This is a genomic window from Streptomyces sp. NPDC002784 (assembly GCF_053592135.1).
The window spans coordinates 114293-127191 of sequence record NZ_JBSFVD010000021.1 but is presented as its reverse complement, the minus strand read 5'-3'; the positions used below and the strand labels follow the sequence as shown (position 1 = coordinate 127191).

Below are 12899 nucleotides of genomic sequence, written 5' to 3'. Positions count from 1 at the left end.
TCCCGGCCCCCTACCCAGCCGCCGGGGGGGCGGCCGCCCCCCCCCCCCCCCCCCCCCCGCCCCCCCCCCCCCCCCCCCCCCCCGGGGGGGGGGGGGGGCGGGCCCCCCCCCCCCCCCCACCCCTGGGGCCCGGCCCGGTTTGACCCGTTCGGCCGTGGCCCCGTAACCTTGACCGTCGGCGTGTCCACTGACACGCCACATCCCCGTAAACCTTTTCCTCCTGGTCCGCGTGGCCGGGAGAGGCCGTCCGCTGATCAGTCGGGCGGCTGGACTGCGGGGGTGCCGTTTCTCGAGCGAGAGAGTGAGACCCGCGTGTACGCCATCGTGCGCAGCGGTGGTCGCCAGCACAAGGTTGCTGTCGGCGACATCGTTGAGGTTGACAAGATTTCCACTGCCAAGGTTGGCGACACGGTCGAGCTCTCGACCCTGCTCGTTGTCGACGGCGACGCTGTGACCAGCGACCCGTGGGTGCTGGCCGGCATCAAGGTCCAGGCCGAGGTCGTGGACCACCACAAGGGCGTCAAGATCGACATCCTTCGTTACAAGAACAAGACCGGCTACCGCCGTCGTCAGGGCCACCGCCAGCAGTACACGGCGATCAAGGTCACTGAGATCCCCGCGGCTGCGAAGTAAGGGACTGAGGAGAGATGGCACACAAGAAGGGCGCATCGTCCACCCGTAACGGTCGTGACTCCAACGCTCAGCGCCTCGGCGTGAAGCGTTACGGCGGTCAGGTCGTCAACGCGGGCGAGATCCTGGTCCGTCAGCGCGGCACCCACTTCCACCCGGGCTCCGGCGTGGGCCGTGGCGGCGACGACACGCTGTTCGCGCTGCAGGCCGGTTCGGTGCAGTTCGGCACCCACCGTGGCCGCAAGGTCGTGAACATCGTTCCGGTCGCCTGATCGGAAGCTTTTCGCGAGGCGGACCTCACTTCCCTGGTGGGAAGGCGGGTCCGCCTTTCGCGTGTTACAGCTAAGACATTTCCGTAAGTAACTGGAGGCACCCACCATGACCACCTTCGTGGACCGCGTCGAACTGCATGTCGCCGCGGGTAACGGAGGTCACGGCTGTGCCTCCGTCCACCGCGAGAAGTTCAAGCCGCTCGGCGGACCGGACGGCGGGAACGGCGGGCGGGGCGGCGATGTCATCCTGACCGTCGACCAGTCCGTGACCACGCTGCTCGAATACCACCACTCCCCGCACCGCAAGGCCACCAACGGCAAGCCCGGTGAGGGCGGCAACCGCTCCGGCAAGGACGGCCAGGACCTGATCCTGCCGGTGCCGGACGGCACGGTCGTCCTGGACAAGGCGGGCAACGTCCTCGCCGACCTGGTCGGCCACGGCACCTCCTTCGTCGCCGCGCAGGGCGGCCGGGGCGGCCTCGGCAACGCCGCGCTCGCCTCCGCCCGCCGCAAGGCGCCCGGCTTCGCGCTGCTCGGCGTGCCCGGGGACCTCCAGGACATCGTCCTGGAGCTGAAGACCGTCGCCGACGTGGCGCTGGTGGGCTACCCGAGCGCCGGGAAGTCCTCCCTGATCTCGGTGCTGAGCGCCGCCAAGCCGAAGATCGCCGACTACCCGTTCACCACGCTGGTGCCGAACCTCGGTGTCGTCACCGCCGGTTCGACCGTCTACACCATCGCCGACGTGCCGGGGCTCATCCCGGGCGCCAGCCAGGGCAAGGGCCTGGGCCTGGAGTTCCTGCGGCACGTGGAGCGGTGCAGCGTGCTGGTGCACGTGCTGGACACGGCGACGCTGGAGTCCGACCGCGACCCGGTCTCCGACCTGGACATCATCGAGGCCGAACTGCGCGAGTACGGCGGCCTCGACAACCGCCCGCGGATCGTCGTCCTGAACAAGATCGACGTACCGGACGGCAAGGACCTCGCCGAGATGGTGCGGCCGGATCTGGAGAAGCGCGGTTACCGGGTCTTCGAGGTGTCCGCGGTCGCCCACATGGGGCTGAAGGAGCTGTCGTTCGCGCTCGCCGACATGGTCGGCCGGGCGCGGGCCGCGAAGCCGAAGGAGGAGGCGACGCGGATCGTCATCCGGCCCAAGGCCGTGGACGACGCGGGCTTCACCGTCGTACGCGAGGAGGACGGGCTGTTCCGGGTGCGCGGCGAGAAGCCGGAGCGCTGGGTGCGGCAGACCGACTTCAGCAACGACGAGGCCGTCGGCTACCTCGCCGACCGGCTCAACCGCCTCGGTGTCGAGGAGGAGTTGATGAAGGCGGGCGCCCGGGCCGGTGACGGGGTCGCCATCGGTCCCGAGGACAACGCCGTCGTCTTCGACTGGGAGCCGACCGTCATGGCCGGTGCCGAGATGCTCGGCCGGCGCGGTGAGGACCACCGCTTCGAGGCGCCGCGCCCGGCGGCCCAGCGCCGCAGGGACCGGCAGGCCGAGCGGGACGACGTCGACCGGGAGTACGACGACTTCGAGCCCTTCGAGGGCTGACCGCGGGGAAGGCCGGGGCGTACGGCAGGGCGACCGACCGTCGGTACGGCGAGTCGTAGGGCGCCCCAGGCCACGCCCCGGCCGGTCAGGCAGGTTTTCGACGGCGACGCAGCGGCCGAGCCGGTGCTACACCCTCGCCCGCTGACGGTCGGTCAGCGGGCGACTTCCTGTTGCTCGCCAATTTGTCATGCACGCGAACCCTGAGGTTCAGCGGGTGGCCTGCCCGGAAGCGTGAGCTTCCAGGTGTCCAAGGGGCCCGCGCCGCAGGGGAGTTCGCCGATGACCGCAGCAGGATCACCCGACCGCCGCCGCTTTCTGACCGCCGGTGCCGCCGTGCTCGGTGCCGCCGCCTCCGCCCAGCTGTGGCTGCCCGCCACCGCCCACGCCGCCGAAACCCCCCTGCCCGAGGGCGTGTTCAGCCTCGGTGTGGCCTCCGGCGACCCGCTGCCCGACGGCATCGTGCTGTGGACCCGGCTGGCCCCCGACCCGCTGAACGGCGGGGGCATGCCCGACGCCGTCGTGCCCGTGCAGTGGGAACTCGCCGAGGACGAGCGGTTCCGCAAGGTCGCGCGCCGCGGCACCGCCCAGGCACGGCCCGAGTACGGCCACAGCGTGCACGTGGACGTACGGGGCCTGCGCCCGGGCCGCCGCTACTGGTACCGCTTCCGCGCCGGCGGCCGCATCTCGCCCGTCGGCCGCACCCGTACCGCGCCCCACCCCCGCAGCTCCGGCGGCGACCTGCGCCTCGCGCTCGCCTCCTGCCAGAACTGGCAGCACGGCTGGTTCACGCCGTACGCCGACATGCTGGCCCAGGACCCCGACGTCGTGCTGTTCGTCGGGGACTACATCTACGAGTCGGTGCCCTCGGCCACGGCCCTGCGCCGGCACGAGGGCACGGGAGAGCCGTACACCCTGGAGCAGTACCGCAACCGCTACGCGCAGTACCGCTCCGACCCCGACCTCGCGGCGATGCACGCGGGCGCCGCCTTCGTGGTGACCTTCGACGACCACGAGGTGGACAACGACTTCGCGGGCGAGATCCCGCAGGACCCGGCGAAGCAGCCGCACGACGCGTTCGTGGCCCGGCTCACCGCGGGCTACCAGGCGTACTACGAGCACATGCCGGTGCGCGCCGCGGCCGTCCCGAACGGGCCGCACATCCGGATGCACCGGCGCCTGGAGTTCGGCCGGCTGGCCAGGCTCAACGTCCTCGACACCCGTCAGTACCGCAGCGACCAGGCCACCACCCAGGCCGGGGCGGCGGACCCCTCGCGCACCATGCTCGGCGCCGCGCAGAAGCAGTGGCTGCTGGACGGGCTGCGGGACTCGCCCGCCCGCTGGAACCTGATCGCCTCGCAGATCATGATGGCCGAGACCGATCTGCTGGTCGGCGAGGGCAAGCAGTGGTACTACGACGCCTGGGACGGCTACCAGGCCGAACGCAACCTGTTCCTCAAGGAGTTCGGGAGCGTGCGCAACCCGGTGGTGCTCACCGGGGACCGCCACCTGACGATGATCAGCGATCTGAAGGAAGACTTCGCGGACCCGGCCTCCGCGGTCGTCGGCGCCGAGTTCGTCGGCACCTCCATCTCCAGCAACGGCGACCAGGACCAGGACGCGTTCCGCAGGGACTGGGACCCGCGCCGGGCGGACAACCCGCACTGGAAGCTGCTGGACGCCCACCGCGGCTACCACCTCTTCGACATCCGCCGCGACGGCATCGACGCCCAGGTCAGGGTGGTGGACACGGTCCGCCGGCCGACGGCGGTGCCGAGCACGCTGGCCAAGCTGCGGGTGGAGGCGGGCCGCCCGGGCGTCGAGCTGGTCTGACCCGGCGCGTGGGCCGCTCAGCTCTGTCCCACAGGGCTCTCAGCCAACCCTCAGGAACACCTCCTACCGTCCCTTGTCCATGGAGACGGACTGTACGAGAGATGACGTCCCGGCCGGCAGCGCGCCCACTGCGCCGGCGGCCGGGACGAGGCTGCTGCACATCGGCCCGCACAAGACCGGGACCACCTCGATCCAGGGCGCCCTGTTCGGGGCCAAGGAGGCGATGGCCGCGCACGGGGTCGACTTCCCCGCCACCAGCAGGCACCCCATGTCGGCGGCGCTCGCGGTGTGCGGCCGCCCCGGGATGATGGGCGACGCCAAGCCCGGCGAGCGGCACTGGGAGACGCTGGTGGAGCAGGTCGCCGCCACCGGCCGGCACACCTCGGTGATCAGCAGCGAGTTCTTCGCCGACGCCCCCGACGACGCGACGATCGAGCGGATCGTCCGGGAACTGGGCGGCGACCGGGTGCACGTCCTGGTCACGCTGCGTCCGCTGGTCAGGATCATGCCGTCGCAGTGGCAGCAGTACGTGCAGAACGGCCTGCGCATGGGCTACGAGGACTGGCTCCGGCACATGCTGAGGAAGCCGCCGTACGAGAAGCCCAACCCCAGTTTCTGGCGCCGGCACCGGCACGACCGGCTGGTCGAGCGGTGGGTACGGGTGACCGGCGCGGACCGGGTCACCGTCGTGGTGGTCGACGACCGGGACCGCGGCGGCCTGATGCGCGCCTTCGAGGCGCTGCTCGGACTGCCGGAGAATCTGCTCCACGAGGTTCCGGACACCGCGAACCGCTCACTCACCCTCGCCGAGTCCGAAATGCTGCGGAATCTTAATGTGGAATTCCGTGGAAATGAGCTGCCGGAGGAACTTTATTCACAGCTCATCCGATATGGCGCCGTGCTGCATATGAAGAACGCGTGCGCACCGGGCCCCGACGACGTGAAGATCCGCACCCCGCGGTGGGCCGCCGAGGCCGCCGCCGGGATCGGTGCCGAGATGGCGCTGCGGATCGGCGCGACGGGCGTGCGGGTGCTGGGCGACCCCGGGATCCTCTCCGCCGTGCCCGAGCCCCCGGCGCGCACCGACGCCGAGCCGCGCATGTCGCCCGAGGTGGCCGCGCAGGCACTGTACGGGGCTCTCGCGGCGGCCGCCGGGGCGCCCCTGCTGAACGGGCTGCCCGCGCAGGCACGGACGGTCCACCGGACGGCGTCCAAGGAACTCGTGCGGGTACTCGGACATCGCGCCCTGAAGCGGCTGCGCCGCCGCTGAGCTGTGCGGTTACTCACAGCTACGCGCGGCAATTCCGCACCGTCCACGGAAGCTTTCCGACTGTCACCAGGAGTGCAAGGTGAATGACAGGTTGCGCGCACATATGCGGGGGAGGTCGCTCACCTTGCACTGCGGTTACCGGAAGTGGGACCATTTCCAGGTTCCCAGTCGCCACAAGGTAGGTCACCTGTGTCCCAGCACATAGCCAAGCCCCGTACCACCGCAGTGATCCTGGCCGGTGGTACCGGTCAGCGTGTGGGTCTCTCGATCCCCAAGCAGCTGCTGAAGATCGCCGGCAAGGCAGTCATCGAGCACACCCTGACCACCTTCGAGAAGGCCGACTCGATCGACGACATCATCGTGCTGATGGCGCCGGGCTACGTCCCCGACATCGAGAAGATCGTGGCCAAGGCCGGGTTCACGAAGGTCACGAAGATCATCGAGGGTGGCGCCACCCGCAACGAGACCACCGAGCGGGCCATCGCCGCCCTCGGTGAGGGCCTGGCCGAGGGCGAGGACCGCAACGTCCTCTTCCACGACGCCGTGCGCCCCCTGCTGTCACAGCGGGTGATCGACGACTGCGTCACCGCCCTGGAGCGGTACCAGGCCGTCGACGTCGCCATCCCGTCCGCGGACACGATCATCGTCACCCGCACCCACGGCGAGGACGGCGAGTTCATCACCGAGATCCCGGACCGCTCCCGGCTGCGCCGCGGCCAGACCCCGCAGGCCTTCAAGCTGTCCACGATCAAGCGCGCCTACGAGGTCGCGGCCGGCGACCCGAACTTCCAGGCCACCGACGACTGCACCGTGGTCCTGCGCTACCTGCCCGACGTGCCGATCCACGTCGTCGCGGGCGACGAGTACAACATGAAGGTCACCCAGCCCGTCGACGTCTTCATCGCCGACAAGCTGTTCCAGCTGGCCTCCACCGCCGCGCCCGAGCAGGTCTCCGAGGAGGCCTACCGCGAGCTGCTGACCGGGCGGACCATCGTCGTCTTCGGCGGCTCCTACGGCATCGGCAAGGACATCGCCGAGCTCGCCGAGTCCTACGGCGCCAACGTCTACGCCCTCGGCCGCTCCACCACCGGCACCCACGTGGAGAACCCGGAGGAGGTCGACGACGCGCTGTCCAAGGCGTACGCCGAGACCGGCCGCATCGACTACGTGGTGAACACCGCCGGGGTGCTGCGCATCGGCAAGCTCGCCGAGACCGACAACGCCACCATCGAGGAGGCGCTGAAGGTCAACTACCTCGCGCCGGTGCAGATCGCCCGCTCCTCGTACAAGTACCTCGCGGAGACCGGCGGCCAGCTGCTGCTGTACACCTCCAGCAGCTACACCCGCGGCCGCGCCGAGTACAGCCTGTACTCCTCCACCAAGGCCGCCATGGTCAACCTCACCCAGGCGCTCTCCGACGAGTGGGCCGGCGACAGCATCCGGGTCAACTGCATCAATCCCGAGCGCACCGCCACCCCGATGCGCACCAAGGCCTTCGGCCAGGAGCCGGCCGGCTCCCTGCTCTCCTCCGAGGCGGTCGCGCGCACCTCGCTGGACGTGCTGCTCTCCGAGCTGACCGGTCATGTCATCGACGTCCGCCAGCAGGACCCGACGGCCGCCGCGGGCCAGGCGTCCGGCTTCGAGGCGGCGCTGGCCAGTGTGCTGGACCGTCAGGACGGCGTGGCATAATCAGCTGTTAATAGCCTTACGGAATTCAGGCCTCTGCGTTTCTTCATTCACGAAGAATTCACAGGGGCCTGAGTCCTTGGCCCTCCCGACCGGCAACCCCTCCCAGAGCAGGTTTATCCGTGATCTCCACCGCTATACGCGTCGCCCGGGTGGGCAGCGCGGCCGAGCTGGCCGCGGCGGTCCTCGTGATGCTGGGCTTCCCCTGCCTCATGGTGGCCGCGCTCGTCCCGAGCGTTCCCGCCTTCACGGTTGCGGCGGCCGTGACGTACCTGGCGGACCACTATCTGCACCGCAAGGGCAGCTACCTGGTCAACCGCCTGAGCAAGGTGCGCGCGGGCCTGTCGATCCGCTTCCTGATCCGGCAGCTGCTGCTGATCCTGCTGCTGGCCCGGGTCGATCTCTCGGACAACCTGGTCTTCTACGCCGCGGTCGCGGGCTTCATCGCCTTCTACGGCCTGCAGGCCCCGCACGGCGCCCTGGTCACCCTGATCCGCAACCGCCGCCGGATGCCGGTCGCCACCCGCAACATCGACCTGGCCTCCCGCATCCGCATCCCGGACGCCCCGCCGCGCGGTCTGCTGAACCGCTCCGCCGAGAAGATGCTCCACCTCGACCTCGCCGCCATGGCCGGCGTGCTGGTCTCGGCGTTCCTGGACGAGGCCATGGCCGGGTTCATCGGCATCGGCGTCACCGTGTTCCTCGGCTGCCTCTACGTCCTCGCGCTCGTGCCGTACGTCCGCGGCAGCAAGATCCCGCCGAACGCGGACGCCGTACTGGCCGCCATGGACGACTGGCTGGCCGAGTACCGGCCCGAGACGGTGCTGTACTTCTCCGGCTCCAAGGAGTCCGCGTACCAGGTCAACATGTGGCTGGAGACGATGGAGCAGCTGGACACCCGGCCGCTGATCATCCTGCGCGAGCGGGTCATCCTGGCGAACCTGGCGCCCACCACGGTCCCGGTCATCTGCGTGCCCGGAGGGGTGCACCTGATGAACCTGGACCTGAGCACGGTGCGGGTCGCGCTGTACGCGGCGAACGTCGGCAAGAACATCCACCTGCTGCGCGTGCCCACCATGAAGCACGTCTTCATCGGCCACGGCGACAGCGACAAGCTGGCCAGCGTCAACCCGTTCAGCAAGGTCTACGACGAGGTGTGGACCGCGGGCCGCGCGGGCCGCGACCGGTACGCCATAGCGGACGTCGGCGTCCGGGACGACGACATCGTCGAGGTCGGCCGCCCGCAGCTGGCGCCCATCCAGACCTGGCAGGGGGTGCCCGAGGGACGGATGCCGACCGTGCTGTACGCCCCCACCTGGGAGGGCTGGGACGGCAACCCCGGCAACACCTCGATCGTGCTGGCCGGCGAGAACATCGTGAAGAGCCTGGTCAAGGCCGATCCGCCGGTCCGCGTCCTGTACAAGCCGCACCCGTTCACCGGTACGGTCAGCGCCGAGGCCAAGGCCGCCCACCAGCGGATCACCGCCCTGGTGGAGAAGGCCGGCGCCGAGCGCGCCGCCGACGCCCGCTTCGCCGCCGACACCGCGGCCCAGAGCGCCGCCAAGGCCGAGCTGGCCCGGATCGAGGCCCGGCTCGCCGAGCTGGCCGGCAACGGCAAGGAGCGCGGCGACGAGGCCGAGGCCACCCGGGACAGCCTGGTCGACGTGGCCCGGCACGAGGAGGTCGCCCGGCTGCGCGCGGCATGGAACGACGCGTACTGGCGCTCCTTCGGCAGCCATGAGCACCGGGTGATCACCGGCGCCGAGCCGCGGCTGTACGACTGCTTCAACGTCTCCGACGCGATGGTCTCCGACATCTCCAGCGTGGTCTCCGACTTCATCGCCAGCGGCAAGCCGTACGCGGTGACGGACTCCGGGGAGCTGGGCGAGGAGGAGTTCAAGCGGCAGAACACCGCGGTGCGGGCCGCCGTGATCCTCTCCAACAGCGCCGCCGAGCTCGGCGGTCTGCTGGACGCGGTCCGCGACCCGGCCGCCGACCCGCTGGCCGAGGACCGCGGCGAGCTGAAGCGGTATCTGCTCGGCCCGGACGAGCCGACCTCCCTCGACCAGTTCAACACCGCCGTCGCGAACCTCGCCCTGAAGGCCGAGACCCGCAACCTCGGCCAGGCGGCCCGGATCGCGGCGACCGAGGAGGCGGAACTGGCGGGCTGACCGCCGGTTCACCGAGACCCCTTCGGCCCCCGAGGAGTTCAACTCCTCGGGGGCCGAACGCTTTTGCCACCGGGTACGTACGGTGACCTGAGTCACGAAATGCTCGCCGCGGAGCAACCGCTTCTCGACTTGAACCGTCTACTAGGTAGCGAAAAGGAGAAACGGGAGAAAACCTTCCGTCGACTGGGGGGAAACACGTGACCGTGACGCAGCCTGATGTGAGCGTCGTCATCGGGGCGTACGAGGCGATGCCGTACCTGGTCGAATGCCTGGCGTCCGTCGAGGCGCAGACCCTCGACCCGGCACGCGTCGAGGTCATCGCGGTGGACGACGGCTCGTCCGACGGCACGGGCGCCTGCCTGGAGGAGTTCGCGGACCGCGCCCCCATGCCGGTCACGGTGATCCGGCAGGCCAACTCCGGCGGCCCCAGCGCCCCGCGCAACGTCGGCCTCGGCAAGGCCACCGGACGCTACGTCTTCTTCCTCGACGCCGACGACCGGCTCGGGCCCGAGGCCCTGGAGCGGATGGTCGCCATGGCCGACCGCAACGGCACGGACGTCGTGCTCGGCCGGGTCGAGGGCGTCAACCGCAAGCCCCCGCAGTCGATGTGGGGCAGCACGCTGGAGCGCACCGACGTCTGGTCCTCCAACATCAAGTTCACGCTGAGCGCGCAGAAACTGTTCCGCCGGGAACTGCTCACCCGGCACGGCATGCGCTTCGACGAGTCCCTGTGGACCGGCGAGGACGCGCTGTTCACCATGGAGGCCTATCTGCGGGCCGACGGCGTCTCCGTGCTCGCCGACTACACCTGCTACTACCTGGTGGGCCGCGCGGACGGCAAGCATGTGACCAAGGGCGGGAGTTACACCCTGCGCTTCGACTCCGCGCGCGCCCTGATGCAGCTGATCGCCGACATGGTCCCGCCGGGCCCGCGCCGCGACGCGCTCCTGGTCCGGCCCTTCCTGGTGACGCTGCTGCCGCAGTTCGGCCCGAGGTTCCTCAAGGACAGCGCGAAGATCCGGCGGCACAAGCTGGAGCTGGCCGCGCCGCTGATGGCCGCGTACTGGAACGAGGACATCGCCCGGCGCCTCAGGGTCGACGAACGGCTGCGGCTGCATCTGGTGGCCCGGCAGGAGACCGAACGCCTGCTGGAGGTCCTGCGGTTCACCAAGACCGGACAGCAGCCGGCGGCCCTCCTGGAGAAGCGGGGCCGCCGCCTGTACCTCGCCTACCCGTACTTCCGCGACCCCGAGGCCGGCCTCCCCGACGCGGTCTATCTCGCCGAGCCCCGGGAGGCCCGCGCCCACCCCGGCTACCGCGAGGGCGGACCCGGGCTCTTCCTGCGCCGCGCCCTGCGCAAGCTGCGCCGGACGCTCCGCTCGGGCGGCCGGGCCGCGACCGCCGGTCACTGAGGCGCGGGCACCTCCTGCCGCCGGGGCCCGGGCAGCTCCGCCGCCAGCCGCTCGGCCATCCGCACCCGGTGCTCCCGAGCGGCCGTACACAGCTCCTGTACAGCCGTGTTGAACCGCTCCTGCGCGGGCGGCTCGGCGGGCCCCAGCAGATGCCGCTTCAACTCGGCCCGCGCCCCGGCCAGTTCGTCCTTCTCGGGGTCCCGTACCGCCGCCAGCAGCTCGGGCACCCCGGACGCGTCCGGCGTCAGCACGGTCGCCGCCCGTACGGTCGGGAACGCCTTGCGGAACCCGTCCGCCGAGAGCCCGCTGGTGTTGGCCACCGCGTACGGCTTCTCGCTGGCCAGGAAGTCACTGATCACGCTGGACACATCGCTGATCAGCAGGTCCGCCTGGTTGAAGCAGGAGTACAGCGCGGGCCGGGCCTCCGTGACGACCTGGTGCTCCCCCTCCGGCAGCGCCGCCCAGTAGGCCGCGTCCCAGGCCTCGGTGACCCGGGCCACCGCCTCCGCGCGCCCCTCCTCCGGTGCCGACTGGCTCGCCATCCGCTCCAGCTGATCGGCGCCGGACCGGGCGACGCAGCGGGTGAGCCGGTCCAGCTCCGCCGTGAGACGGGCGAGTTCCCCGTCCTCGGCGGGCCGTTCCCCCGAGCGCTCCCGGTTCGCGGCCCGCACCAGTTCCCGGATCCGCAGATCGGCCGCCCCGGCCCGCGGATCGACCGAACCGGTCAGCGGGTGCGGCTTGTACAGCAGCCGCACCCGCGGATCCGCCAGCAGCGCCCGGACGATGTTCTCCCCGGCCTCGATCACCGAGGTGTTCCCGGGGTTGCCGTCCCAGCCCTCCCAGGTCGGCGCGTACAGGACGGTCGTGTACGTCCCGGCCGGCGGGCCCGCGCAGGGGCGTACGGCGTCCAGCTGGGGGCGGCCGATCTCCACGACGTCCTTGTCCTCGACGCCGACCTCGGCGAGCGCGTACCGCTCGCGGGCCGCGGGTCCGGCGACCCACACCTCGTCGTAGGCCTTCGCGTACGGGTTGCAGGAGGACAGCTTGTCGCTCTCCCCGTGGTTGACGAAGGTGTGCTTGATGGTGGGGATGCGCACTACCTGGGAGGTCTTGCCGGAGTTCGACGGGTGGATGAGGACCTGCAGCGTGGACTGCTCCAGGCGCATCAGCGTGGACACCTTCGGCAGGCAGAGGACCGGGACGTCGGTCGCCGCGAGCTTCTGGACCATGAACCGCTCGCGCAGCACGATCAGCGGCCGGCCCTCCAGCTCGGCGAGCGGCTCCAGCCACATGTTCGCCTGGTACGCCGAGGAGGGGCCGCCGGAGAAGTACAGGCCGACGGTGGGGCGGTACTCCGCCAGCCAGGCGTCCAGCCACTCCAGGGTCTGCTGCTCGTTCGCCGGGCGGCGGCTCGGCAGCAGCCGCAGTACAAGGTCGCACAGGCCCAGCACGGCGAGGCCGAGGGAGAGCGCGATACCGAGGGCGGCCCAGCGGCGGTCGGCGGTGGCGGCCGTGGCGAGCAGGCCGGCGGTCGCGGGCAGGCCGAAGGCCAGCAGCCGGGGGCCGGGGCGGCGCAGCAGGACCGGTGGGGCGGGGGACGGGCGCAGCGCGGAGGCGTCGATGTTCCGGGTCACCACCGGCAGCGTGCGGGTGCGCCGGACCAGGACCGAGACCGCCTGGATCATGCAGTGCAGGGCGTAGAAGGCGAGCAGACCGGCCACGAGCGGGGCGTACCCCGACTCCCGGTCCTGGCCGCCGAGCAGCAGCAGGCCCACCACCAGCAGCAGGTCCCGCAGCACATGGCGGACGGTGATGTCCAGGTGCGACTTGGCGAACACCGACAGCATCCCGCGCTGCCAGCGGTACAGGACGCCCTCCACGCCCAGGGAGAGCACGGTCGCGGCGATCAGCGACGGGACGTGCGGGCGCAGGGCGGCCACGGCCTGGACGCAGAACGCGCCCGCCAGAAGGGCCGCCACCAGCGCCCGCACCGGGATCCGGAGGCGGGGCGGGCGGGGGAAGGACAGGGGCACTGCGGTCACTCCAAGGTCGGCGCAGGACGTGCGTTTGGGTTAACGC

Annotated in this window: 9 protein-coding genes; 8 read left to right on the top strand and 1 reads right to left on the bottom strand. The window is 71.0% G+C overall.

Annotated features, from left to right (window positions below; all coding sequences use genetic code 11):
- Positions 1–312: 312 nt before the first annotated feature.
- The 8 genes from rplU to ACWD1Z_RS29295 all read left to right on the top strand — a co-directional run bounded on the left by rplU (position 313) and on the right by ACWD1Z_RS29295 (position 10820).
- Positions 313–633 carry a 50S ribosomal protein L21 gene (gene rplU / locus ACWD1Z_RS29330; RefSeq protein WP_007381993.1) on the top strand — a complete coding sequence of 107 codons (321 nt, stop codon included), beginning with the start codon at positions 313–315 and terminating at the stop codon, positions 631–633.
- 14 nt (positions 634–647) lie between these two features.
- Positions 648–902, top strand: a complete 255-nt coding sequence (gene rpmA, locus ACWD1Z_RS29325) for a 50S ribosomal protein L27 (RefSeq protein ID WP_389416050.1) — start codon at positions 648–650, stop codon at positions 900–902.
- Positions 903–1008: 106 nt separating this feature from the next.
- Positions 1009–2451: a GTPase ObgE gene (gene obgE, locus ACWD1Z_RS29320; RefSeq protein WP_451122626.1), complete on the top strand. Its 1443-nt coding sequence runs from the start codon at positions 1009–1011 to the stop codon at positions 2449–2451.
- Between the two features lie 279 nt (positions 2452–2730).
- Complete coding sequence (locus ACWD1Z_RS29315; RefSeq protein ID WP_451122624.1) at positions 2731–4281, top strand: alkaline phosphatase D family protein; 1551 nt, start codon at positions 2731–2733, stop codon at positions 4279–4281.
- Between the two features lie 79 nt (positions 4282–4360).
- Complete coding sequence (locus tag ACWD1Z_RS29310; RefSeq protein WP_451122622.1) at positions 4361–5551, top strand: hypothetical protein; 1191 nt, start codon at positions 4361–4363, stop codon at positions 5549–5551.
- Positions 5552–5740: 189 nt separating this feature from the next.
- Entirely contained in the window at positions 5741–7240 is a 1500-nt protein-coding gene (locus tag ACWD1Z_RS29305) for a D-ribitol-5-phosphate cytidylyltransferase (protein WP_451122620.1), read from the top strand.
- A gap of 119 nt (positions 7241–7359) precedes the next feature.
- Positions 7360–9408 (top strand): hypothetical protein, encoded by a 2049-nt coding sequence (locus tag ACWD1Z_RS29300; protein ID WP_451122618.1) that lies wholly within the window; start codon positions 7360–7362, stop codon positions 9406–9408.
- Between the two features lie 197 nt (positions 9409–9605).
- A complete protein-coding gene (locus tag ACWD1Z_RS29295) occupies positions 9606–10820 on the top strand; it encodes a glycosyltransferase family 2 protein (RefSeq protein WP_451122616.1) in 1215 nt (404 codons plus the stop codon).
- Here the strand turns inward: ACWD1Z_RS29295 and ACWD1Z_RS29290 are convergent.
- Positions 10814–12853 carry a hypothetical protein gene (locus ACWD1Z_RS29290; protein ID WP_451122637.1) on the bottom strand — a complete coding sequence of 680 codons (2040 nt, stop codon included), beginning with the start codon at positions 12851–12853 and terminating at the stop codon, positions 10814–10816. The two genes, ACWD1Z_RS29295 and ACWD1Z_RS29290, sit on opposite strands and share 7 nt — an antisense overlap.
- Between the last annotated feature and the right edge of the window lie 46 nt (positions 12854–12899).

Coding starts and splice junctions, on each gene's coding strand:
- rpmA (WP_389416050.1), top strand. CDS start 648: ATGGCACACAAGAAGGGCGCATCGTCCACCCGTAACGGTCGTGACTCC.
- obgE (WP_451122626.1), top strand. CDS start 1,009: ATGACCACCTTCGTGGACCGCGTCGAACTGCATGTCGCCGCGGGTAAC.
- ACWD1Z_RS29315 (WP_451122624.1), top strand. CDS start 2,731: ATGACCGCAGCAGGATCACCCGACCGCCGCCGCTTTCTGACCGCCGGT.
- ACWD1Z_RS29310 (WP_451122622.1), top strand. CDS start 4,361: ATGGAGACGGACTGTACGAGAGATGACGTCCCGGCCGGCAGCGCGCCC.